Origin of the sequence: Amycolatopsis sp. WAC 01416 (assembly GCF_003947485.1) — a bacterium.
Taxonomy (GTDB): Bacteria; Actinomycetota; Actinomycetes; order Mycobacteriales; family Pseudonocardiaceae; genus Amycolatopsis.
In genome coordinates, this window is record NZ_QHHX01000001.1 from 801,313 (window position 1) to 824,180 (window position 22,868).

A 22,868-nucleotide genomic window follows, 5' to 3' on the forward strand; every position below is an offset into this window, starting at 1 on the left:
GGCGTGCAGCTGAATTCGTGGGCCATAGCCGGCATCGTGCTGGTCGCGGTCCTGACCTTCTACCTGGGGCATCGCTCCTCGAGGTCGGCCGTCAGCACACACGACTTCCTCGTCGCGCGGCGCACCGTGCGGTCCCGGCGCAACGCCGCCGCGATCTCCGGCGAGTACCTGTCCGCCGCGTCGTTCATGGGTGTCGCCGGCATCGTGCTCAAGGACGGCGCCGACGCGCTGTGGTTCCCGATCGGGTTCACCGCGGGCTATCTCGCGCTGATGCTGTTCGTCGCCGCGCCGCTGCGGCGGTCCGGCGCCTACACGCTGCCGGACTTCGTCGAGATGCGGCTGGGTTCGACGATGCTGCGCCGGGTCTCGACGGCGTTCGTGGTGTTCATCGGGATCCTTTACATGGTCCCGCAGTTGCAGGGTGCCGGGCTGACGCTGGCGACGATCCTGCCCGTGCCCGCGTGGGCGGGCGCGATCCTCGTGACCTGCGTGGTCGGCTTCAACGTGATCGCGGGCGGGATGCGTGCCATCACCGTCGTCCAGGCCTTCCAGTACTGGCTGAAACTGTTCGCCATCGCGGTGCCGACGTTCATCCTGTGCATCGTGTTCCTCGGCGCGGGCGCGCCGGGCAGCGCGCGTCCGCTCGGGCAGCCCGCCCCGCCGACGTTCCTCGAGAACACCACGGTCTCGGTGCAGGCCGACGTCACGCTGAAGGTCACCTCGGTGACCGTGCTCGAAGCGTACGGGCAGGTGGAAGGCGCGCGCGCCAACGGTTTCGCGGTATGGACGCCGGAGGCCGGGCACAAGGTCGCGAAGGGCACGACGCTGAAGTTCACCGCGGGCACGCCGGTCCCGGTGGTCAGCGACGCGCCCGCGTCGAACGGCGACTGGCTGCGGCCGGGTTCGGGCAGTCTCACCGATCTGCTGCAGGTCTATTCGCTGATCCTCGCGACCTTCCTCGGCACCATGGGCCTGCCGCACGTCCTGGTCCGCTTCTACACCAACCCCGACGGGAAGGCCGCGCGCCGCACCACAGTGCACGTTCTGCTGCTGCTCGGGCTGTTCTACCTGTTCCCGACGCTGCTGGGCGCGCTGTCCCGGATGTACGTCCCGGAACTGCTGGTGACCGGGAAGACCGACGCCGCCGTCCTGCTGCTGCCGTCCGCGGTCCTCCCCGGACTCTGGGGGCAGATCCTGGGCGCGGTGACCGCGGCCGGCGCGTTCGCGGCGTTCCTGTCGAGTTCGTCCGGGCTGCTGGTGAGCGTGGCCGGGGTCGTGTCCACCGACGTCCTGCCCGGCCGCGTCCGCGATTTCCGGGTGGCGACGGCGATCGTGGCGCTGATCCCGTTCGCGCTGGCGGTGCTGCTGCCGTCGGAGGACCTGTCGCTTTCGGTCGGGATGTCGTTCGCGCTGGCCGCGTCGACGTTCAGTCCGTTGCTGCTGCTCGGGGTCTGGTGGCGGAAGCTCAGCTGGCCCGGCGCGCTGGCCGGGATGCTCGTCGGCGGCGGGCTGGTGCTGACCGCGCTGGTGGTCAACATCGTCAGCAAGTACACCGGCGGCTGGGCGCCGTGGTTCTCGAACCAGCCCGCGCTGATCACCGTGCCCGCGGCGTTCCTGACCACCTATGTGGTGAGCCGCGCGACCGGATACGGGCGGCCGGACGACGTCCACGGCGTGATGCTGCGGCTGCACGCGCCCGATCCGCTCGGCTTCATGCGCGATCGCGCGGTCGCCCGGTTCGGCCAGGCCGGGGAGGACACAGCGAAGACGCAGAAGACCGGTAAAGGCCGTCACCGGAAGTAGATTCACTCTTTCGAGTCGCGAACCTCTACGCAGAGTCGTACCGTTCACTCAAATGGATTGCCCCTCTCGCGCCCTATGAGGGGCATGATCTTCCGTGACAACGAAATCACCGAATGGTTGCGGCACGTGGGAGGTCCGACGTGAGCGATACCGATCAAGGCCTCGGGTCCGATCCGGAATCCGACTGGGAAAAGGTGCAGGCGAGCCCGGAATTCACCGAGCTGCGACGACGGCTCCGGGTATTCGTTTTCCCGGTATCGGCCCTGTTCCTTCTCTGGTATCTGCTCTACGTGCTCCTCGCCGACTACGCGACCGGGTTCATGAGCACCAAGCTCTTCGGCAACATCAACGTCGGCCTGGTCTTCGGCCTCTTGCAGTTCGTGTCCACCTTCGTGATCACCGGGTTGTACGTCCGCTACGCGAACCGCAAGCTCGATCCGCTCGCCGACAAGATCCGGCATGAGGTCGAAGGGACCGATCGGTGAATACGCTGGCAGCGGGCGTACAGGGAAGCAATCCGGCGCTTAACATCACCATTTTCGCGATCTTCGTCGCGATCACACTCGTGATCGTTTTCCGGGCGAGCCGGAATACGAAGACCGCCTCCGACTACTACGCCGCGGGGCGCGCGTTCACCGGACCGCAGAACGGGATCGCGATCTCGGGCGACTATCTTTCCGCGGCGTCGTTCCTGGGTATCGCCGGTGCGATCGCGATCAACGGCTACGACGGATTCCTCTACTCGATCGGTTTCCTCGTCGCCTGGCTGGTGGCGTTGCTGCTGGTCGCGGAACTGCTGCGCAACACCGGCAAGTTCACCATGGGCGACGTGCTGGCGTTCCGGATGAAACAGCGTCCGGTCCGCGCCGCGGCCGCGATCTCCACCCTCGCCGTCTCGTTCTTCTACCTGCTCGCGCAGATGGCGGGGGCGGGCGGCCTGGTGAACCTGCTGCTCGGCATCGAAGGGAACCTCGGCCAGGACCTGGTGATCGCCGTCGTCGGCGTGATCATGATCCTGTACGTGCTGATCGGCGGGATGAAGGGCACCACCTGGGTCCAGATCATCAAGGCCGTCCTGCTCATCGCGGGCACGTTCGCGATGACGTTGTGGGTGCTCGGGAAGTACGGCTTCAACCTGTCCAGCCTGTTCCAGGCCGCCGTCGACAAGGGCGGCCAGACCGGGGAAGCGCTGCTCGGCCCGGGCAAGCAGTACGGGAAGACCGGCACGACGAAGCTCGACTTCCTGTCGCTGGGCATCGCGCTCGTCCTCGGCACCGCGGGCCTGCCGCACGTGCTCATGCGCTTCTACACGGTGCCGACGGCGAAGGACGCGCGCCGTTCGGTGGTCTGGGCGATCGCGCTGATCGGCATCTTCTACCTGTTCACGCTGGTGCTCGGCTACGGTGCGGGCGCGCTCGTCGGACCGGACGTGATCGCGAAGGCGCCGGGCACGACCAACTCGGCGGCCCCGCTGCTGGCACTCGAACTGGGCGGCCCGATCCTGCTCGGGTTCATCGCGGCGGTGGCGTTCGCGACGATCCTGGCGGTGGTCGCGGGCCTGACGATCACGGCGTCGGCGTCGTTCGCGCACGACGTCTACGCCAACGTGATCAAGAAGGGCAAGACCGCCCCGGACAGCGAAGTCCGCGTCGCGCGGATCACCGCGCTGGTGATCGGGGCGGTCGCGATCGTCGGCGGGATCCTCGCGAAGAACCAGAACGTGGCGTTCCTGGTGGCGCTCGCGTTCGCGGTGGCGGCGTCGGCGAACCTGCCGACGATCCTGTACTCGCTGTTCTGGAAGCGATTCAACACCCAGGGCGCAGTGTGGAGCATCTACGGCGGGTTGAGCGTGTGCGTCATCCTGATCGTCTTCTCGCCGGCGGTTTCGGGTAAGCCCGTCGATGCGAAAACCGGGAAGAGCGCTTCGATGATCCAGGGCGTCGACTTCCACTGGTTCCCGCTGGACAACCCGGGCATCGTCTCGATCCCCGTGGCGTTCTTCCTCGGCTGGCTCGGCACCGTGCTGTCCAAGGAGCACAACCAGAAGAAGTACGCCGAGATGGAGGTCCGCTCGCTCACCGGCGCCGGTGCCGAAAAGGCCGTCCGGCACTGAGTGCCTCTTCACGCGCGCGCAACGGGACGGGATGCGAGGATGGCAGCGTGGTGAGCCCTGCTGACATCCCGACCGTCGCCGTCCGTGACCTGCCGAAGGACGGCGTCGCGCTGCTCGACGTCCGCGAGGACGACGAGTGGGCCGCCGGACACGCCCCGGGCGCCAAGCACATCCCGATGGGTGATCTGCCCGCGCGGGTCGGCGAACTCGACGAGCTGCCCGACGACCAGCCGGTCTACGTGATCTGCCGCAGCGGCGGCCGGTCCGCCCGCGCCGCCGCGTGGCTCAACGCGAGCGGCTGGGACGCGGTGAACGTCGCCGGCGGGATGGGGTCCTGGAAGCAGGAGGGGCGCCCGATGGTCGGCGAGCATCCCGGCGTCGAACCCGAAGTGCTGTAACCGTGCAGCCAGGCCACTACCCGCCGAGAACACCGGTGCCGCCACTGCCGCCGGTGCGTCCGGCGCCGATGCGGCAGCCGGCGCACCATCGCGTCCGCTGGGTCGCTTCGCCGCCCCCTGGCGCCTGGCCGCAGCGGCGCAAACCCGTGGCCGAACGCTACTCCGGCCCGCCGTCGTACCCGGTCCCGCCGCGGTGGGGCTTCCCGAACCTGGTCTGGCGCCGCCCGACCGCCGTTCCCGGGACGGCGTCCGGTGAAGTCACCGCGGGGGAGCGGCTGCGAGTGATCACGCGCAGCGTCCTGCCCGTGCTGTGGACCTTCGCCGCCCTCGCCGTCGCCGCCTCGGCGTCGGAGATCTGGCGCTACGTCCTGCTCGTGCAGAGCCGCGACTCCGCGCTGTCGACGTCCGTCGTCTCGGTCTCCGACAGCTTCGTGATCACCACCGGCCTGCTCACGACGATCCTTTCGCTGCTGCCGTCGGGGCTCACCGTGTGGTGGCTGCTCGTGGCGAGGCACGCCGCCGCGGACGCCTCCGGCGAGGTGCCGCCGAGGCCGCAGTGGCAGGTGCTGGTGTTCGCGCTGGTGCCGGTGGTGAACCTGATCATGGTGCTGCCGATCGTCGCCGAACTCGAACACGCCGTCCTGCGCCGGACACGGGAAACGCGGCCGAAGCCGTCGCGGCTCGTGCTGATCTGGTGGGGCGTCTGGATGCTCAACTGGCTGCTGCTCGGGCTCGTCATCGTCTGGCGGTTCCGTGACGGCGTCCAGGCGCTGGCCGGCGAGGTCGTGCTGGTCGCGCTGACCGATCTGGCCGCGGCGGGGCTGGCGGTGGTGACGGCGCTGCTCGTGAAGCGCATGTCCGGCCTGCTCGCGCCTGTGGCGGAGAAGCGGCTTCGGCTGCTTCGCGTGCTGAAGGTGGATGGGGCCCCGGACCCGGACCGGCGCGAACGTCCGGCCTCGGCACTGCGCTGACGCAACTTTTCCACTTGACGTTGAATGCGGGTCTACGCACTCCGCTGAAAGCGGATCGTTCTGTAACATGGAGGTATGAGCAGCGAGCAGCAGGAGTGTGACCTGCCCGCCGGGGAGACCGGCCGGGCGAGGTCTGCTGCGAGCGGCCTTTACAAGCCCTCTGCCGCCAGGACGAAGCCTGCTGCGCGGCGATTTTCACCTGGAGTGAAAACAGGGCTCGCCGGTCAGGGAATCCGCAGGCCTGAGCCGGTCGCGGACGAGCCGTCGAAGCCGTACTCGCTGCCGCCCTTCTTGGGAATGTTCGAGCTTCCCGCTGATGCGTCCGAGCGCGTGAAGGCCGTGGTACGCGGCCAGGATGTCGCCTGAGTTCACGACGGGAACGAGCGAAGGTCGATGGCGCGCCCGATCGTGGTAGACGCTGGCCCGCTGATAGCCATGGTCAGCCGAAAAGATGATCATCATCAGGCGGTGGTCTCGTGGCTGGAGTCCGCGGCCACACGTGATCTGCTGGTGCCGTCGCTGGTACTGACCGAGGTATGCCACTACATCGAGAAGTATCTCGGCGGTGAAGCCGAGGCGGCCTTCATCGAAGGGCTCATGCGCTCGCCTCAGTTCGCGATCTATCACCCCATGGACGATGATTTCCGGCGGATGGCCGTGCTGATGCGCCAGTACTCGGATTGGCCGCTCGGCCTGGCGGACGCGGCTGTCGTGGCCACGGCGGAACGGTTGAAAACGGTCGAGGTGGCCACCGTGGATCGCCGGCATTTCGAGCACATCAAACCGGTGCACGTTTCCCATTTCACGCTTTATCCCGAATCTGTGCGCTGACCTGCGGAAAAAGAGCAAGGGACCTTTGCTGTCACCGCCGTCCACGAGGTGAGCCAGGTCACCGTTGACCTCCAGTTCACTGGAGGTTCCACACTGACGATCATGAGCGACGACGGCGTCACCTTCATCAATGTCTTCGAGATCCCCGCCGACCGGGTGGACGAGTTCGTCGAAACGTGGCGAGAGCGCGCGAAGCTGATGCGGGACGCGCCCGGCTTCCGTGACGCCAAGCTCCACCGGGCGCTGCTGCCGGATTCGCGTTTCCAGCTGGTCAACGTCACGCACTACGACAGCAAGGAAGCCTGGGAAGCGGCAGGCAAGAACCAGGTGTTCAAGGCGTCGACCGAACGCGCCGCGGAGGTCGCGACCCCCAACGCCGCGCTCTACGAGGTCGTCGTCGAGTACCCCTAGCCCGTGGTGACCGGCAGCGAGCGCAACCCCCGGATCACGAACTCGGGCCGCCGTTCCGGGGTCTCGGTGAGTTTCAAGCCCGGCAGTTTCGAGGCGAGGGCGGCCAGCGCGGCCGCGATCTCCACTCGCGCGAGCGGGGCGCCGACGCAGTAGTGGATGCCCATGCCGAAGCCGAGGTGCGCGTTCGGGGTGCGGCCGATGTCGAGGGTGTCAGGCCGGTCGAACACCTTCGGGTCGCGTGCGGCGGCGCCGAGGAGCGCGCCGATCTTCTCGCCCTCGGCCACCCGGAAGCCGGCGATCTCGACGTCGGCGGTCGCCGTGCGCTCGAAGAGCTGGAGCGGCGCGTCGAAGCGGATCAGCTCCTCGACGCACGGGTCCAGCAGATCCGGCGAGGCCACCAGCCGCTCCCACTGGTCGCGGTGGGTCAGCAGCGCGTTGACACCGTTCCCGATGACGTTCACCGTCGCCTCGTGCCCGGCCATCAGCAGCAGGACCGCGGTCGCGACCAGTTCGTCTTCGGTGAGTTCGCCGCGCAGGAGATCGCTGACGATGTCGTCGCCAGGGGAGGCCGCGCGCTGCTTCGCGACGTCACGCAGGTAGTCGACGAACTCCGCGGCAGCCGCTTCGGCGGCGTCGCGCTTCTCCTCGGCGAGGCCGTACTCGTACATCTTCACGATGTGGTTCGACCACGTGACCATGCGCGGCCCGTCCTCGACCGGGACGCCCAGGAGCTCCGCGATGACCGCGACCGGCAGCGGCTGCGCGAGATGTGCCAGCAGGTCGGCCGAACCGGTCTCGGCGATTTCGGCGGCGAGACCGTCGACCATGCCGTCGGCGAGTTCGGTGACCATCGGTCGCAGGCGCTGGACGTGCCCGCGTCCGAACGCGCCCGCGATCACCCGGCGCAGCCGCGTGTGGGCGGGCGGCTCGTTCTCCAACAGCGAGTTGCGGTGCAGCAGGTTGAACGACGCGAACCGCTCCACCGGCAGCGCGTCCTGCCAGATCCGGCCGAGCGCGCGATGCCGCAGGACGGCGGCCGACGCCGCGTGCGACACCGCCACGGCGATGCCGAGACCTTCGTGCCGGTGGACTTCGCCGTGCTCGCGGAGGTCGGCGAAATACGGGTACGGATTCGCGAGGAAGGCCGGGTCGGCGACGTCGAACACTCGCCGACTGTAACCCGCGCCGGGGAGTCCGCCCCGGCGCGGCCGGGAGTTACAGATGCAGCCAAAGCCCCAGGTGCAGGTGCAGGCCGTGGTGGTGGCCAACGCACAGCAGCAGGCAATGCCGGGCGTGGTCGGCTCTGTCCGGCTGCGGCGCGGCCGAAGCCGTGCCCACCGCGGGCCCGGCCAGCATCAGTCCGAGTGCCACGGGCAACGCGGCCAAGGCGGCCCGGCGCTTCGAGGTGCTCATCTGTGATCCCTTCTCCGCACTACGGCGCCGGGATGGCGCCGTGATCGAGTATTCGGTGCGGTGAGGGGAAAACGGCAGGCTGATCACCCGCGGTTAGATCGTCCGGATGATGACAACCGTTTTCAGTCACGTCCGCGTGATACCCGAACGGCCGCTGAAGCCAGCCGATCCGGTCGATCCGGCGGGCTGCCGGGTGCCGTCCGCGCTGTCTTCGTCACCAACCCCGGGGGCCTTACCGGGCGGGTGCCTTCCCGCGATAGCGTTCCGAACCGAGCTTTGAGGAGGCTGACGTGGGCAAGGGTTCGCGCAAGAAGGGTCCCAAGACGACCTCGGATCGCAAGCCGAAGGTGCGCGACGTCTTCGTCGGCCAGCCCTTCGAGGGGCTCGCGGCGGAAACCGAGCTGATCGCGCTGCGCGAGTTCGTCCCGTCGGCGACGGCGACGCTCACGCTGGCGGGTTCCGGCGAGAAGGTCACCCTCGGCACGGTGCTGCCGATGGCGGCGGCCGCGTTCGTCCGGTCCGACGGCGAGCGCTACATCGGCATGCAGGTGCAGACCCGGTCCTCGGACATCAGCCGCGACCTCGGCCGCGCGCTGCAGTGGGTGCTGGACGCCAAGGAGGGTGACGTGCTGTCCGTGCCGGACACCACGACGCCGCCCACCGCCGACGAGAAGGCCCGGCTCCAGGACCTGCTCGACGTGAACGCCGAACTCGACGTCACGCTCTACAACGACTTCGCCTGGTGGCTTCCCGAGGACGCCGACGCGAGCGGCGACGTCGCGCTGTCGCTCGAGCGCGCGAACGCGGCGATCATGCCGACCGAACGCCTCGGCGCGGGCGCGTACTGGGTGCTCGCCGGCGAGAAGGCGCACCTGCGCTGGGTCCGCCCCGAACCGGAGAACCTGCTGCTGCAAGCGCTTGCGCGGCTGTCCGCGGCCGGTGAACTGGGCCTCGGCGAGGGCTCACGCTACGCCGGTTCGTTCCGTGCGCACGGGCTGCTCGTCCCGGTGTGGGATCTCGACACCGAGGCACACGCCCGCGAGTGGGCCGACGCGAAGGACCAGCTCGGTGTCCGGCTCGAGGCCGCGCTGAAGTCCCTCGACACCGCGCCGCTCAACGCCGCCGAGCGCCGCTCGCGCGACGGTCTGATCGGCCGCCAGCTCACCATCCGCTGACCCCGCCCCGTCGCAATTCGGCACCTGCTTGCGGTGGTTGTGCGCGCAACCACCGCAACCAGGTGCCGAATTGCGCGAGGATGGGTGCGTGATCCTCCATATCTGCACGAAGGGTGACTGGGCGGCGGCGCCCGAAGGCGGCGTCTACACCGCCGCGTCGCTCGATTCCGACGGCTTCATCCACTGCTCGGACCCCGGAACGGCGCATATCCCCGCCAACGCCGTGTTCCCCGGCCGCACCGATCTGGTGCTGCTGGAGATCGACCCGGCGCTCGTCGGCGCGCCCGTCGTCTGGGAGGACGGCGACCCGCCGCATCCGGCCGGTATCCACTTTCCGCACGTCTACGGCCCGATCCCGCGTAACGCTGTGGTGGCCGTGCACGAATTCCCTGTTCAGAAGGATGGTTCGTTCAGAATTCCCGAGTCCCTGTCGAGACGTTGAAGCAGGCAACTCCTCAGGAGAACGGGCGTCTCTCGAATTGGTTCGCGGCGGAAGACAACCTGTGGGGGCGGTCATGCGTTTCGGGAGAGGTGAGCCAGGCGAACCTGGCCGGGTGACCCCGGGAGGAGGCGATACGGTGACCGTAGCCGCGACGGTCATGCCGCCGACGGACGTCCAGTCGGCCGGCGAGGTCCGGGAGAGTGCTGTGCCGGGTGAGCTCACCGACTTCGGCGACTTCGTGCGGGCCGGCCTGCCGGGTCTGCTGAGGTACGGGCACGCCCTCACCGGGAATCCGCACGACGCCGCCGATCTGGTCCAGACCGTGCTGGAGAAGATCGGTTCCCGGTGGTCGTACGTCCAGCACAAGACCGGCGACCCGATGGCCTACATCCGCCGTTCGATGGCCAACGCGCACATCAGCCGCTGGCGCCGGACCAAACGCGAGAGCCTGGTCGCCGACCTGCCGGAGACCCAGCCGTACAGTCCGGCCGACCCGTTCGAGCACGAGCCGCTGTGGCAGGCGTTACGGGCGCTGCCGCCGAGGCAACGCGCGGTGATGGTCCTGCGTTACTACGAGGGGCTGTCCGAGGCGGAGATCGCGGATTCGCTCGGGGTCAGCCAGGGCACCGTCAAAAGCCAGGCGAGCAAGGCGATCGCTTCGCTGCGCACGAAGCTCGCCTTGAGCGAGCCCAAGGACGAAGGGAGGGAAGCGGGATGAACATGTCCGAAGAGGACGTGCAGCAGAAGCTGCGTGACCTGTTCTCGGATGACCGGTTGGGCGTGGGCTCCACGCTGAATCCCGAGACGATCGTCGCGGGCGCCCGTCGTCGCCGTCGGCGCCGCCAGCTGATGCAGACGACGAGCGGGATGGCCGCCGCGGTGGTCATGCTGGGCGGCGGGCTCGCGATCTTCACGATTTACGACAAGGACAACGGTGCGGCCTTCCCCGGCGGTGACCAGCTCACCATGGGGGCGGCGGCTTCGTCGAGTTCGGCGCAGCCCGGGCAGGCGAGCCCACAGCAGCCGGTGTCCTCGCCCGCGGCACCGACGAGCCAGGTGTCCGCGCCTGCACCGTCGACAGCCCCCGACGGGCCTGCCAAGCCGCCGAAGAGCACTGCCGTCACGAAGCCGCCGACGCAGGGCAAGGTGACTTCCGGTGCGCTCCTGACCGCCGTCGGCTTCGGCAAGCTCCGGCTCGGGATGAGCGAGTCCGAGGCGGAGGCCACCGCCGGTCCGTTGCGGGCGAGAGAGGTCCGGGGCGCCTGCACCTACGGTTACGCGGAGGGCGCGGCCGTTCCGGGGGCGACGTCGGTATCGCTGACCGAGGGCGACGGGATCACCGTCATCAACCCGGCGGGCACGGTGCACACCCCGGAGGGGATCGGCGTCGGTTCGACCGAGGCGGACATCCTCGCCGCGTATCCCGGCACCACCAAGGACGGCAGCGCCTACGTGGCACCGGCCAGCGCGGTCAGCGCGTACCGGATCTTCGTGTCCAACGACGGGGCGGCCGTCAGTATCCTGCTGACCAGCATCAACCAGGAGTGCCAGTTCAGCTGAGGCATCCGCGAAACGGGAAAACCCGGGCTGCTCCAAGGGGGAGAGCCCGGGTTTTCCCTGTGGTGGGAGAGCGTCAGTGCGTCAGAGCGCGCCGCCGGCGACCGGGGGCATCCCCGAGTCGGCGCCGCCGTCGCCGACGGACTCGCGGTGCAGGTGGTTCTCCACCTCGAACAGGTTGCCGTTCGCGCGTTTGACGATGTTGAGCAGCGTGGACATCTGGGAGATCTCTTCGACCTGCTCCTTGAGGAACCACTGCGTGAACTGCTCGCCGATGTAGTCCTCTTCGGCGCGGGCGGCCTTGGCCAGCTGCTGGATGTCGGTCGCGACGTCCTTCTCCTGCTGCAGCGCGAGCTCGATGAGCTCGGTGACGTCGGAGAAGGTGTTGCGCACGTCGCCGGTGCCGGGGATCTCCACGTGGTGGTCGGTGTCCAGCATGTACTGGACCAGCGCCATCGCGTGGTTCCGCTCCTCGACGGACTGCTTGTAGAAGTGCTTCGCGAGCTGCGGCAGGTCCTCGGCGTCGAACCAGACCGCCAGCGCGATGTACTGCTGGGAGGCGTTGAACTCGTTGTGGATCTGCGCCTGCAGCAGTTCATAGAACTTCGAGCGCGGTTGCTTCTTGATGAGGGCCATGCGTACAAAGATACGTCATCGCCTATTCGATTTCCACTTATGTCTGGTGATGTACCCCCTATTAGGTTACCATTACCGATAATAGGTCCACCTCAATTAAGTAAGCCTTCCCTAATTAATGCGAATCAATTAGGGAAGGCTTACTTTATTTCTGTTTCAGATGCTTTCGCGCCGGATCGGGCACGACATGCAGCGTGGCCCGCCGCGGCCGGAGCCCAGCTCTGAGCCGGTGATCGCGAGTACCTCGATCCCGGCTTCCGCCAGGCGCGCGTTGGTTTCCACATTGCGTTCGTACCCGACGACGACACCGGGGGCGAGGGCGAGGGTGTTGTTCCCGTCGTCCCATTGCTCGCGTTCCGCGGTGACCGGATCGAGCCCGGTGTCGATCACGCGAAGCCGTTCGATTTCCATTGCTTCGGCCGCCGCCGTGAGGAATGGGGCCGGTCCTTCGACCTTCACGGAACCGTCGTCGGTCGGCCGCATGGTGAACGCGGTCAGCGAATCACGGGAAAGCGGATACATGACGACGGCGTCGGCCGCGACCATCGTGCAGACGGTGTCCAGATGCATCGTCGCGCGGGTCTGCTGGATCGGGACGGCGAGCACGGTGTGCGCGATCCCGTCGGCGAACACCGACCGCGCCAGCGACTCCGCGCCCGCCGCCGTCGTCCGCTCGCCGACACCGATGGCCAGGACGCCGGGCGAGAGCAGCATGACGTCGCCGCCTTCGATCGGCGCCGAATGCGCGCCGTACGCGCGGGACGCGTGACGGAACCACGGGTGGTAGGCGTAGATCAGGTCCAGCACCGCGGTCTCGCGGACACGGGCGGGCATGGTGAGCGAGGAGACCGCGACCCGGTCGCCGATCCAGGCCGACGAGTCACGGGTGAACAGCAGGTTCGGCAGCGGATCGACGGCGAAGTCGTTCGGATGGTTCATCAGCCGGACCAGTGAGGCGCCCTCGGCGGCGGGCAGTTCCTCGAAGGTCATCCCCGCCATCAGGGCCTCGGCCAGCACCGCCGGGGAGACGCTCGACAGATGGGAGCGGAGCGAATCGGCCAGATCGGGCCCGAGCCGCCGCTCGTCGACCGCCGCGTGCACCCCGGCCGCGTGGGCGCGGGTGTCGGCGAGCGCCGTGCGCAGCGCGTCGGCCAGCAGCAGCACCTCGACACCGCGGCCGCGGAGGACCTCGGCGAACGCGTCGTGCTCTTCCTGCGCGCGGTCCACCCAAGGGATGGAATCGAACAGGAGCTGGTCGTTGTTGCGAGGCGTGAGCCTTTTGAGCTCGTTGCCGGGCCTGTGCAGGAGCACCGCACGCAGGGGGCCGACTTCGCTGTCAACTCGGGGTGGAGTCGTCTCGTCAATCACTGGTTCACCCTAACTAGGGAAGCCAGGAAACTCGCCCTTTGAGCAGCGCGTATCCGACGAAGGAAACGAAATCCAGCGCGGTGTGCGCGGCGACCAGCGGCCACAGCCGGTTCGTCTTCTGCCACAGCCTGCCGAACACCAGGCCCATCACGACGTTGCCGACGAAACCGCCGAAACCCTGATACAGGTGATACGACCCGCGAAGCACCGAAGACGCGACCAGCGAGGTGTTCTCACGCCATCCGAGCTGGCGCAGCCTGGTCAGCAAGTACGCGACGACGAGGACCTCTTCGGCGAACGCGTTGCCGAAGGCCGACAACGTGAGCGTGATCGGACGCCACCACGTTTCGCCCAAAGTGGACGGTTGCACCGACAGGCTGAACCCGAGGCTGTAGGAGAGGAAGTACAGCCCCAGCCCCGGAATCCCGATCACCGCGGCGAGCAGCAGACCGTGCACGACGTCGCGGCCGGGGCGTTTCTTGTCGAGCCCGATCTCCGCGAGCTTCATCCCGCCACGCCACAACAGGTACAGCCCGAGCGCGCCCCAGCCGACCAGCTGGCCGGCGCTCAGGAGCTGCTTGAGCAGGTCGACCAGGCTCAGTGTCGCCTGGGGGACGTTCAGCTGGGCCTGTTGCTGCGCCAGCGGCACCGGCTGCAGCAGCGAGTCCACAAGGGACAACAGACTGCGCAGCCCGGACAGGCCGAGGGTGATGCCGAAGACGACGACCAGTTCGATGACGATCGCGCGGCGGCGTGCCGGATCTTCCACGAATTCCGGCAGCGCCGGGCGTTCGGGACGCAGCCAGCTCATCGGCCGCACGTTACCGTGTTGATCGCCGCGCGCTGACGGAAACATCGCGCTGCCGCGCTGTCGGAGACACGTTCGCGAGCTACCGTCGGGGCATGCCAAGGAGCATCGCGACCAACGAAACCGTCGACCGCGCCGCGCTCGTCGACTTCCTGTCCACCCGCCACCGCGCCATCCTGATGACCACGAAGGCCGACGGCGGCCCCCAGCTTTCCCCGGTGACCTGCGGTGTCGACGCCGAAGGCCGTCTCGTCATCTCCACTTACCCGAAGCGCGCGAAGGTCGTGAACGTGCGACGCGAGCCGAAGGTGTCCGCCTGCGTCCTTTCCGACGAGTGGAACGACCAGTGGGTCCAGCTGAACGGCACCGCCGAGGTGCTCGACCTCCCCGACTCGGTCGAGCCGCTGGTCGACTACTTCCGCGCGATCTCGGGCGAACACCCTGACTGGGACGAATACCGCGAAGCGATGGTGAAGCAGGGCAAGAGCATCATCCGCGTCACCATCGAATCGTGGGGTCCGATCGCCAAGGGCGGCTTCCCGCCGGAACTCGCCTAGGTCTCCGGAAAGAACGGGCAGCCGACGAGACGGCGGATCTCGCCGCTCAACTGCTGCGGCCCTTCGACCGGACGTGAGAACGCGAGCCGGACGTCGTGGTCGCCGGAGTCGGCCTCGACGCGCAGCCGCAGCCCGTAGCGGTCCAGCCCGAGCGGCCGGATCCAGCCGCCGCGCAGTTCGGCGGGCACGTGCTTGGCGAGCTGCTGGACGACGTCGGCGTGGTCGGTCTCGAGATGCCGCAGCCACGCGGCCTCGTAGTCGTGGAACGGGTCCGGTGGCGCGGCGCTGAACATATGCGGCCGGAGCGAATGCGTGCCCTCGGCGTCGGCGAGCACCAGCGACGCCGGGGTCAGGCGCAGCAGCGTCAGACCGTGCCCGACGTCCAGCAGCCGCTCGTCCGGCCGGGTTTCGGCGATGGAGACGGCGCGGGCGCGGGCCGAGACGTCGGAGAGCGGGCGGAGCCAGCCCGTGATCCACAACAGCCCGCGGATGGGTTCCCGCAGGTCGACCGGTGCCTGATCGGTCAGTTCGACCATCACCGCGAGCTCGCCGCGCTGGGCTTCGTGCGCGCGTTCGACCAGAGGGTGCTCGTCCGGCAGCAGGATGCTGACGCTGCCGCTCGTGTGCACGTGGTGCAGCTCGGGGATCACGCGGCCGTGCGGTCCTGGCCGGTCACGCTGTTCGGCGGTCGGCATCAGCGTCGCCGGGCCGTTGCGGGTGGCGATCGTCTTCGCGCGTTCCGCGGGGTTCGGCGCCGGCGGGCGGCGAATGGACGTCGGTGTGGTCACGGCTCACCTCCTAGTTAGGTGAGCCTAACCTGATCTGGCCGCCGAGTGGAAGTAGTCTGGATCACGTCTCACCGCGTCCGTATACGTTGACCAGGTGGAAGACCACAGAATCCGGGTGCTCGAACCACCCGAAGGGATTCCGGCGTCGAACATGCCGGTGCTGCGGCCCCTTCTCGACCGTCTCATCACGACCCTCGGCACGACGTCGGTCGCGGCCGGGGTGTTCGTGGTGCTGGGCGTCCTCCAGGCGGTGTCGGGGCGGTACGGAATCGCCGCGCCCACCTTCCTGCTCTGCTTCATGACACCGGTTTCGCTCTACTTCGGCTACGTCGTCTTCGCCGGATCCTTGCCGATGCGGAAGCTCAGCGCCAAGCCGTTCCGCCTGGTGAGCGGGCTGGACGGCGCCGTCGTCGCCGGTTCTCGCGTGAGCGTCCCGCTCGACGGCCGGTGGCTGGTCGTCCGGCTGCCCGCCCCGCTCCGCGCGCAACTCGCGGCGCAGCGGCGGCTGTGGGTGCTCGGCCCGTTCGTCCTGCTGCCGGGTGTCATCGGCCCCCGGCGCGGCGCGTTCCGGGACGCCCCGGTGAAGGGTTCGGCGCCGCTGGTGGCCGAGCCGGTCACGCCGGGACGGATGCTCACCCTGCAACGACGGCTGCTGGCTTCGTACTACCTGCTCGGCGTCGGGATCACGGTGGTGGCGGGCGCTTTCGCGCTCTGGGTCTCGTTCGACTTCCCGGATCGCGGCAGCCTCATCGTGCCGAACATGCGGGTTCTCGCCGTCCTCTGTGGTCTCGCGACGATCGGACTCGGCATCACGGCACTCGTGGTCGCGCGGCCGTCACCGGAACCGCGATGGACCGAACTCGCCGTCGTTTCCGGACCGGCGTCGGTCAACCTCTTCGGCATGGTGACGCTGAAGGGCCGGACGGTCCTGCCCGGCGGTCGCGAGGTCACCGTCCAGGCCGCCGGCTCGGATCCGTCCCTGGCCGCGAACATCGCCGCGACCGGACGGCTGTGGGTGCTCGGCGAGCCGGTGACCGGGAAGATGGCGAAGGCCGGAGTGCCCGGTCACGCGGTTTTCGGGCAGGTCAAGTTCGGGCGGTCGTGAGTGGCGATTCGGGTTCTAACCCGAATCGCCACTCACGACCACCTGTACCGAACGGTCAACTGAGTGAGCGTCGCGTGGCCTCCTCGGTCTCCACGACGCCCCGCCGGATCCCTTCCAGCTGCTCGCTCAGCTCGCCGATCGTGGTGGTGTCGAGCAGCGAATCGCCGGTGGCGGCCGAAAGTTCGGCCGCCCTGGCGACAAGGCCGTCGAGTCCGAGCGCACCGGATCGCAGTTGTGCCAGCAGTTTCCGCTGCGCGCTCGAAAGCCGTGCGTGCACGTCTTCCTGTGCCTGCACGGCCTCGAGCGACTGGGTCAGGTCGCCGCGGATGTCGTCATCGGCGGTCTTCAATTCCTTGCGCAGCCGGGCTTTCTCGGCCGATACCGCGCCGAGATCCACGCGTGCCAACGCCTTCCCGGTGGCGGACGTGCGGCCGGCCAGCCGCCGGAGGGTGTCGACGGTTTCCCGCACCACCGGTTCCATGTCGGCCACCCGGTCGGCGAGCGGGCCGGTGTCGAGCGAGCCGGAGATCGACCGGAATCCTTCGGCCGCGGCTTCCGCGCGCCGCAGCCAGCCCGCCTCCGGTGAGCCCGGCTCGACGTCGGGGAGAGCCCGCTCTTCGGGTTCGGGCTCCGGTTTCGGCCGTGTGGCGGCGGCGACCCCGGCGCGGGCGGCGAGCACGGTCACGCCGACGCCGAGCGCGGCGAGCACCGGCAGTTGCACCGCCCAGGCCGCACCGGCCGACGTCGCCGCGAGGAGCAGTCCCCACGGCTCACCCAACTCACGGACGAAGCGCATAGCCGAGGGTCTCAGAAATTCGAGATGACGGCGGTGAAGACCTGGTCGATCGAGTCCGGCTTGGACGAGTCGTACCCGACGCCCTGGGTGGTCTCGGCGATCTCCTTGAGCACGTCCAAGTCCGCGTCGGAGCCGTAGGCGATGGTGAACATCCGCACCGCTTCGCCGCCGCCCTCGGTTCGCAGCTGCCCGACGAGGTTCGGCAGATCGATCCCGCCCGGATCCTCGTTCCGGCCGTCGGTGAGCACGACGACGGCGTTGATCGCGTTCGGATCCAGCCGCTGCTTCATGAATTCGTAGGCCGCGAGCGACGAATCGTAGAGCCCGGTCCCGTTCTGCGGGGTCAGCCCGTTCAGCCGCGACGCGAGCTCCTGCCTGCCCGGCTCACCGCCGATCGGCGACACCGGCCGGAGTTCGACGTAGTCCTTGTCGCCGCTCAGTTTCGTCGAGAACATCCATAGCCCGACCTTGTCCGCGTCGCTGAACTGCGGCAACGACGCCACGGCCGCCTGTTTCGCGAGATCCATCTTGTTCTTCCCCGTGCCGCCGACGCTGTCGCCCATCGAGCCGGAGACGTCGACGACCAGCAGCACGTTCGCCTTCTTCCGCAGGTCCTTCCACGATTTCAGCACCTCGGTCAGCACCGGCGGGCTCGGCGGGCGGATCAGGTTGAGCTTCGTGTCCGGCTGGGCGCCGTTCGCCGTGGTGGTCTGCGAGCCGGGCTTCCCGTCGAACGTGCGGAAGCCGATGTCGCTGAACTTCTGCTGCGCCTCGCCGCCGCGCAGATATGCGAGGAAGTCCGCCGCGACCTGCTTGTGGAGATCGTCGGCCCAGTTCAGCACGGTGAACGGGTGATCGGAGTTGAGCGTGCCGTCGCTCGGGTAGATCCCGACGAGCGGCACCTTCGGCGGGGCGTGCTGCCCGCGCTTTTCCGGATCGTTGGTGGGATTGCCCTGGTTGTAGCCGACGAGCGAGTTCTCCTCGACCGTCACCGCCGAGATGTACGACATCGCGGCGCCGCGGTCGTCGGCCTTCTGCAGGTTCGTCAGGAACGTCAGCGTGTTGTCGCCGTAGTGGACGATGGCCTGCTCGACGTTCTGCACGAACGTCCGCGCCTCCGGCTTCGCGAGCGCGTTCGCGGTGAGGTCCGAAGACGTGCCCGTCGCCGCGTAGTAGGCGCCGATGGTGGCGTTGAGGCCGGAGGTCGAAATGTTCGGATTCGTCTTCCCCAGCCGGAATTTCCCCCATTCCGGGTGGCCGTACTTCGCCCAGCCCTGCGGATCCGTGGCGAGCGCGGCGAGATCCTTCCAGCCGATGCCCTTGCCTGGCCAGCCGAGCGCTTCGGCCATCGGTTTCGGCATGGCGACGACCAGCGGCGCGTTCGCGACCGATTCCGGATCGCCCTCGGGCACCAGAGCGGGATGATCGGTGCCGGTGAGGTTCTGGCGGAGCAGGTTCACCCAGCCGGACGCCGCGGGTGTCCAGACGTCCGGCCGCGGGCCGTCCACCGCCTCGTTCCAGCCGCGGGACAACGCCTGCATCGCGGTTCCGGACGACTTCGACTGCACCAGTACGTCGACGCAGCGTCCGGCCACCGTGCGGCCGCTGTAACCCTTGGCGATCTCGGTGACGACGCCTGCCTTCTCCGGCGACGACGACACCTGCAGCTTGACCGCGTCACCCGTCGTGCACTTCGCTTCCGCGGCCTCCTCGCCGGAGTCGCTCGTGAGCGCGCGCAAGCCGATGATCAGGCCGATGGCGACCACCGCCGCGGCCGCGAACGCCAGGACCTTCCGGCCGCCTCGGGAGTGCCCGGGATTCACGACCATGGAGACCTCCAGCGGTGGGGACACCGATTATCCGGAGGTTTCGCCTTGCCCGGCTTGGCGTTGCCGAACCGTTGCGGCCGTGGCGGTACTTATCCCGCCACGTTTCGGCGCAATTCGTCGCCTACTTGCGCGGGCACTTGCCGGCGCACGTCTTCGAACGCCGCAAGTAGGTGACGAATTGCGTGGTCGTCACGCGCCGGGGCCGCGTCCGGACCAGGTCCACGCGTAGCCGGGATCCTCCGACGCGTCGGCCGCTTCGCCGAGTTCCAACGGCGCGAAGGTGTCCACCATGACCGCGGTCTCGTCGAAGAACTGGGCGCCGATCGACGCCTCCGCCGCGCCGGGCTGCGGCCCGTGCGTGAAGCCCGACGGGTGCAGCGAAAGCGAGCCGACCTCGATCCCGGAGCCCTTGCGCGCCTCGTAGTTCCCCCGCACGTAGAACATCAGCTCGTCGGAGTCGACGTTCGCGTGGTTGTACGGCACCGGGATCGACTCGGGGTGGTAGTCGACCTTGCGCGGGCAGAACGAGCAGACCACGAAGTTCGGCCCCTCGAACGTCTGGTGCACGGGCGGCGGCTGGTGCACGCGGCCGGTGATCGGCTCGAAGTCGTCGATGTTGAACACCCACGGGTACAGGCAGCCGTCCCAGCCGACGACGTCGAACGGGTGGGTCGCGTAGGTGTAGCGGGTCAGCCCGGCGCGGTGCCGCACGAGGACCTCGACGTCGGTGCCATCGACGACCAGAGGCTCGGACGGGCCGCGGATGTCGCGTTCGCAGTACGGCGAGTGCTCCAGGAACTGGCCCTTCGCCGACAGGTACCGCTTCGGGGGGCCGATGTGACCGCGTGCCTCGATGGTCAGCAGCTTGACCCCGTCGGCGTCGTGAGGGAGCACCCGATAGGTGCACGACGTCGGGATGACGAGGTAGTCGCCGTCGCCGACCTCCAGTGAGCCGTAGATCGTCTCGACGGTCGCGCTACCGCCCTGGACGTAGAAGAGCTCGTCTCCGGCCGCGTTGCGGTACAGCGGCGAAGGGCGCGTCGCGTGCACGAAGCCGATGGTGACGTCGGCGTTGCCGAACAGCCGCCGCCGGTCGGTGACCGCGTCCGCGTCGCCGAATTTGAGGTCGTGGGTCTTGAAGGCGCGGGGCTTGAGCGGGTGGTTCGGGGCGATCGGGCCGCGTTCGTCCTCGATCGCGACGGCGTCGACGATCGCGGTGGGCAGCCCGCGGTGATAGAGCAGCGCCGAGTCCGCCGAGAAACCCTCGACACCCATCAGTTCCTCGGCGTACAGGCCCCCGTCGGGCTTGCGGAACGCGGTGTGGCGCTTGTGCGGGATCTCGCCTACCTGCCGGTAGTAAGGCATCGGAATCTCCCCGGAACGTGTCCGTTGTGCGAACGATTTTGTCCTGATGTCGTACGCTACTAGCGTGTCAGTCGTGTCAAGCGCTGTGGAACTCACGCCACCCGGCCCCCGAGGAATCCCTCCCCTGTTCGCGCGGCTCGTCGACGACTCGGCGTTGTTCCCGCCCGGCGAGGCGTCCATGCCCGAAGCGCTGCGTGCGCACTTCGCGTCGAGGGCCGGTGAACACTCCGGCATCCTCGGTGTGTTCCTGTGCCAGGCGTCGAGGCTGCCCGAGCTCATCACCGAACTCATCAAGATCAAACCCAAGGAGCCGCTGCCGCTGTCGCTGATCATCGACACCGGCCTCGGCGGGGTCCCGAAGGCGATCTCCATCGTCGAATCGCGCAGCGAGATCCTCGCGCTGCGCATGGTGGAGATGCCGGCGCCGTCGGACGTCGACGAGGTCTGGCTGGAGCGCGTCTCCGAGTTCGTGCCCGAGGACGTCATCCGCGTGGTCGAGCCGCGGCGCGGCGTCGGCTGGCTCGACGGCGTGCGGAAGGTGATCGAGCACGGCAGCTGGCCGAAGATCCGCTGCGGCGGCAAGGCCGGCGAGAACTTCCCCAGCGTCGACGAGGTCGCCGACTTCCTCGCGGTGGTCAGCGGCTCGACCGGGGCGTCGTTCAAGGCGACGAACAGCCTGCACCGGGCCGTCCGGCACACCGAGGAGTCGAGCGGCTTCACCCACCACGGGTTCCTGAACCTGATCGTCGCGTCCGCGCGGAGCCTTTCGGGCGGTGACGTGCGCGCCGCGCTCGAATCGACCGACGGCGCCGCACTGGCCGCCGAGGCCAAAGGCATGTCGGAGCCGGCCGCGAAGGCCGTTCGCGGGCTCTTCGCCTCGTACGCTGCGGCGTCGTTCGACGAGCCCGTCGCCGACCTCGGGGAACTCGGACTCTTGTGAATATCGCGCTGCCGCTATCGCGCTGCCAGGGCGCTGGTGGCCGTAGAAGGTCGCCTGTGTTTGGAGGGCGCCCTGTCATCGCGATAGCGGGGCCTTCGGCCAAAAGGCGCGACTTCAAGGGATCAAGGGATCTTTGGTCGCGCGAGCTTCGGGTGCGTGAGTCTCGGGTGCGTGAGGCTTGGTTGCGTGAGCTTCGGGTGCGTGGGGCTTGGTTGCGTGGGGCTGGGGCGAGTCGGCCGTGACTCGTGAGGGGTCGCTGACCCTGGACAGAGGGCTCGCGTTGCTGCAGGCGGTGGCGGACGCGGGTGGCGAGGCGGCGACGATCTCCGAACTCGCCGTCGCCATCGGCGCGAGCCGGGCCGCCGTCTACCGGCTGCTCGTCCCGCTGTCCGAACGCGGTCTGGTGTGGCGCGACGGCAACAAGGTGCGGCTGGGTGTCGGCCTGCTCCGGCTCGCCGGGCAGGTCCTCCCGCAGCTGCGCGAGGCGGCAAGGCCGGTCCTGCGCGAACTGGCGGAGAAGGTCGGCGCGACCGCGCATCTGTCGGTCGCGCAGGGGGACCAGGCGCAGGCCGTCGCGGTCGTCGAGCCGTCGTGGACGAGCTTCCACGTGGCCTACCGCGTCGGCACCCGCCATCCACTGTCCGCCGGCGCCGCGGGCAAGGCGATCACGCTGCGTCCCGGCGGCGAAGGCTGGGTCACCTCGTCCGGCGAACTGGAGGCAGGCGCGTCCGGGGTCGCCGCGCCCGTACGCGGGGTGCCGGGCTTGAAGGCCAGCCTCGGCGTCGTGTCGTTGGAGCCGCTGGACGCCTCCGTGGTGGGCCCGGCGGTCGTCGCGGCCGCCGTCCGGCTGGCCGAGGTGCTGAAGCAGCCCGAGTAGCGCGCCAACAGGCTCAGCGGTGGCTGAGCAGCGGGCGAACCATGGTCGCCAGCAGGGCGAGGTCCACCGCGAACAGCAGCCGCTCGAACAGGCCGAGCGTCACCTCCTGCTGTGATGGCCCGGTGAGCATCGTCCAGACGAAGCCGCCGAGCACGATCATCACCGCGGCGAAGCTGGCCACCGAAAGCCGCCGGATCGTCGTGCGGCGCGGCTCCCACGGGCAGCGCGCCCGGCCGGGACGGGTCAGCAGCCACGCGGCGGCGGGAAGCGCGAGGAAGGCCGCCAGCGCGGCGTAGTTGTGGATCTGCCCGGCCAGCGAACGGGCCTGTCCCTCGGGGTCGACGGGGACGAGCGCGAGGACGAACAGCCCGGCACACCACACGCCGAGCAGGACGAGAACGGATTCGTAGCCGCTGCGGTGTGCCTTCGCGATGCCGCCGAGCAGCGCGAGCGAACCGAACCCCAGCGCCAGGCACATCGCGCCGAACAGCGGCGCCGCCGTCGAACCGGGCGAGAGATAGCCGTAGACGTACTCGGACAGCGTCTGCCAGATCGGGCTGACCTGGCCGGACAGCCGCAGGTGCAGGTCGATCGAGATGGCGACGGCGACGGCCATGCCGAAGATCGCGAGCCTGCCGTGCACGGGGGAGACGGCACGGGCCGCGAGGATCTTCGGGGAGGTCAC

The 22,868-nt window shown here is 68.8% G+C and carries 26 protein-coding genes; 16 read left to right on the plus strand and 10 right to left on the minus strand.

Annotated elements, in window-relative coordinates; translation table 11 throughout:
* Positions 1-3: 3 nt before the first annotated feature.
* The 8 genes from DL990_RS03930 to DL990_RS03965 all read left to right on the plus strand — a co-directional run bounded on the left by DL990_RS03930 (position 4) and on the right by DL990_RS03965 (position 6,527).
* The gene (locus DL990_RS03930; protein ID WP_125781792.1) at positions 4-1,803 is read left to right on the plus strand and encodes a cation acetate symporter; all 1,800 of its coding nucleotides are present in this window, start codon (positions 4-6) and stop codon (positions 1,801-1,803) included.
* Positions 1,804-1,943: 140 nt separating this feature from the next.
* Positions 1,944-2,288, plus strand: coding sequence for a DUF485 domain-containing protein (locus DL990_RS03935; RefSeq protein WP_125781794.1), 345 nt, complete (start codon positions 1,944-1,946; stop codon positions 2,286-2,288).
* Positions 2,285-3,916 (plus strand): cation acetate symporter, encoded by a 1,632-nt coding sequence (locus tag DL990_RS03940; protein ID WP_125797882.1) that lies wholly within the window; start codon positions 2,285-2,287, stop codon positions 3,914-3,916. Before DL990_RS03935 ends, DL990_RS03940 begins: the two co-directional genes overlap by 4 nt.
* Before the next feature lie 47 nt (positions 3,917-3,963).
* Positions 3,964-4,314, plus strand: a complete 351-nt coding sequence (locus DL990_RS03945) for a rhodanese-like domain-containing protein (protein ID WP_125780430.1) — start codon at positions 3,964-3,966, stop codon at positions 4,312-4,314.
* 44 nt (positions 4,315-4,358) lie between these two features.
* Positions 4,359-5,285 (plus strand): DUF4328 domain-containing protein, encoded by a 927-nt coding sequence (locus DL990_RS03950; protein ID WP_125797960.1) that lies wholly within the window; start codon positions 4,359-4,361, stop codon positions 5,283-5,285.
* A 75-nt stretch (positions 5,286-5,360) separates the two neighbouring features.
* Positions 5,361-5,651 (plus strand): hypothetical protein, encoded by a 291-nt coding sequence (locus DL990_RS03955; RefSeq protein WP_125797883.1) that lies wholly within the window; start codon positions 5,361-5,363, stop codon positions 5,649-5,651.
* A gap of 27 nt (positions 5,652-5,678) precedes the next feature.
* On the plus strand, positions 5,679-6,116 hold the full coding sequence (locus DL990_RS03960) for a type II toxin-antitoxin system VapC family toxin (protein ID WP_125797884.1): 438 nt from the start codon (positions 5,679-5,681) through the stop codon (positions 6,114-6,116).
* 102 nt (positions 6,117-6,218) lie between these two features.
* On the plus strand, positions 6,219-6,527 hold the full coding sequence (locus tag DL990_RS03965) for an antibiotic biosynthesis monooxygenase (RefSeq protein WP_125780432.1): 309 nt from the start codon (positions 6,219-6,221) through the stop codon (positions 6,525-6,527).
* Here the strand turns inward: DL990_RS03965 and DL990_RS03970 are convergent.
* Both DL990_RS03970 and DL990_RS03975 read right to left on the minus strand, forming a co-directional pair.
* Positions 6,524-7,693 (minus strand): cytochrome P450, encoded by a 1,170-nt coding sequence (locus DL990_RS03970; RefSeq protein WP_125797885.1) that lies wholly within the window; start codon positions 7,691-7,693, stop codon positions 6,524-6,526. The genes DL990_RS03965 and DL990_RS03970 overlap by 4 nt on opposite strands.
* A 49-nt stretch (positions 7,694-7,742) precedes the next feature.
* Positions 7,743-7,940: a hypothetical protein gene (locus tag DL990_RS03975; RefSeq protein WP_125797886.1), complete on the minus strand. Its 198-nt coding sequence runs from the start codon at positions 7,938-7,940 to the stop codon at positions 7,743-7,745.
* A gap of 290 nt (positions 7,941-8,230) precedes the next feature.
* Here DL990_RS03975 and DL990_RS03980 point away from each other — a divergent pair, with 290 nt between their 5' ends.
* The 4 genes from DL990_RS03980 (at position 8,231) to DL990_RS03995 (ending at position 11,117) form a co-directional block, all read left to right on the plus strand.
* Positions 8,231-9,115, plus strand: a complete 885-nt coding sequence (locus tag DL990_RS03980) for a DUF5926 family protein (RefSeq protein WP_125797887.1) — start codon at positions 8,231-8,233, stop codon at positions 9,113-9,115.
* An 88-nt stretch (positions 9,116-9,203) separates the two neighbouring features.
* Positions 9,204-9,557 carry a DUF952 domain-containing protein gene (locus DL990_RS03985; RefSeq protein ID WP_125797888.1) on the plus strand — a complete coding sequence of 118 codons (354 nt, stop codon included), beginning with the start codon at positions 9,204-9,206 and terminating at the stop codon, positions 9,555-9,557.
* A 205-nt stretch (positions 9,558-9,762) separates the two neighbouring features.
* Positions 9,763-10,275 carry a SigE family RNA polymerase sigma factor gene (locus tag DL990_RS03990; protein WP_125780762.1) on the plus strand — a complete coding sequence of 171 codons (513 nt, stop codon included), beginning with the start codon at positions 9,763-9,765 and terminating at the stop codon, positions 10,273-10,275.
* Positions 10,272-11,117 (plus strand): hypothetical protein, encoded by an 846-nt coding sequence (locus tag DL990_RS03995; RefSeq protein WP_125797889.1) that lies wholly within the window; start codon positions 10,272-10,274, stop codon positions 11,115-11,117. Before DL990_RS03990 ends, DL990_RS03995 begins: the two co-directional genes overlap by 4 nt.
* 81 nt (positions 11,118-11,198) lie before the next feature.
* Here the strand turns inward: DL990_RS03995 and DL990_RS04000 are convergent, their stop codons facing one another.
* The 3 genes from DL990_RS04000 to DL990_RS04010 form a co-directional block, all read right to left on the minus strand.
* A complete protein-coding gene (locus DL990_RS04000; RefSeq protein WP_125780443.1) occupies positions 11,199-11,750 on the minus strand; it encodes a ferritin in 552 nt (183 codons plus the stop codon).
* A 156-nt stretch (positions 11,751-11,906) separates the two neighbouring features.
* Positions 11,907-13,118: an arginine deiminase gene (locus DL990_RS04005; protein WP_125780445.1), complete on the minus strand. Its 1,212-nt coding sequence runs from the start codon at positions 13,116-13,118 to the stop codon at positions 11,907-11,909.
* A 13-nt stretch (positions 13,119-13,131) separates the two neighbouring features.
* Complete coding sequence (locus DL990_RS04010) at positions 13,132-13,929, minus strand: CPBP family intramembrane glutamic endopeptidase (RefSeq protein ID WP_125797890.1); 798 nt, start codon at positions 13,927-13,929, stop codon at positions 13,132-13,134.
* A gap of 92 nt (positions 13,930-14,021) precedes the next feature.
* On the opposite strand from DL990_RS04010, the gene DL990_RS04015 reads away from it, so the two are divergent.
* Positions 14,022-14,483: a PPOX class F420-dependent oxidoreductase gene (locus tag DL990_RS04015; protein WP_125790564.1), complete on the plus strand. Its 462-nt coding sequence runs from the start codon at positions 14,022-14,024 to the stop codon at positions 14,481-14,483.
* Here the strand turns inward: DL990_RS04015 and DL990_RS04020 are convergent.
* On the minus strand, positions 14,480-15,271 hold the full coding sequence (locus DL990_RS04020; RefSeq protein WP_125780451.1) for a DUF2470 domain-containing protein: 792 nt from the start codon (positions 15,269-15,271) through the stop codon (positions 14,480-14,482). The genes DL990_RS04015 and DL990_RS04020 overlap by 4 nt on opposite strands.
* A 94-nt stretch (positions 15,272-15,365) precedes the next feature.
* Here DL990_RS04020 and DL990_RS04025 point away from each other — a divergent pair, with 94 nt between their 5' ends.
* Positions 15,366-16,376 carry a hypothetical protein gene (locus tag DL990_RS04025; protein ID WP_125797891.1) on the plus strand — a complete coding sequence of 337 codons (1,011 nt, stop codon included), beginning with the start codon at positions 15,366-15,368 and terminating at the stop codon, positions 16,374-16,376.
* A gap of 55 nt (positions 16,377-16,431) precedes the next feature.
* Here the strand turns inward: DL990_RS04025 and DL990_RS04030 are convergent, their stop codons facing one another.
* From DL990_RS04030 to DL990_RS04040, 3 genes are all read right to left on the minus strand, one after another.
* On the minus strand, positions 16,432-17,172 hold the full coding sequence (locus tag DL990_RS04030; protein ID WP_125780455.1) for a hypothetical protein: 741 nt from the start codon (positions 17,170-17,172) through the stop codon (positions 16,432-16,434).
* 11 nt (positions 17,173-17,183) lie between these two features.
* Positions 17,184-19,001: a substrate-binding and VWA domain-containing protein gene (locus DL990_RS04035; protein WP_125797892.1), complete on the minus strand. Its 1,818-nt coding sequence runs from the start codon at positions 18,999-19,001 to the stop codon at positions 17,184-17,186.
* 189 nt (positions 19,002-19,190) lie between these two features.
* The gene (locus DL990_RS04040; RefSeq protein WP_125780459.1) at positions 19,191-20,366 is read right to left on the minus strand and encodes a homogentisate 1,2-dioxygenase; all 1,176 of its coding nucleotides are present in this window, start codon (positions 20,364-20,366) and stop codon (positions 19,191-19,193) included.
* 85 nt (positions 20,367-20,451) lie between these two features.
* Here DL990_RS04040 and DL990_RS04045 point away from each other — a divergent pair, with 85 nt between their 5' ends.
* Positions 20,452-21,306, plus strand: a complete 855-nt coding sequence (locus DL990_RS04045; RefSeq protein ID WP_305015709.1) for a hypothetical protein — start codon at positions 20,452-20,454, stop codon at positions 21,304-21,306.
* Between the two features lie 238 nt (positions 21,307-21,544).
* Positions 21,545-22,183, plus strand: a complete 639-nt coding sequence (locus DL990_RS04050) for an IclR family transcriptional regulator (RefSeq protein ID WP_125780461.1) — start codon at positions 21,545-21,547, stop codon at positions 22,181-22,183.
* Positions 22,184-22,196: 13 nt separating this feature from the next.
* Here DL990_RS04050 and DL990_RS04055 read toward each other — a convergent pair whose 3' ends face one another.
* Complete coding sequence (locus DL990_RS04055) at positions 22,197-22,868, minus strand: DUF998 domain-containing protein (protein WP_125780463.1); 672 nt, start codon at positions 22,866-22,868, stop codon at positions 22,197-22,199.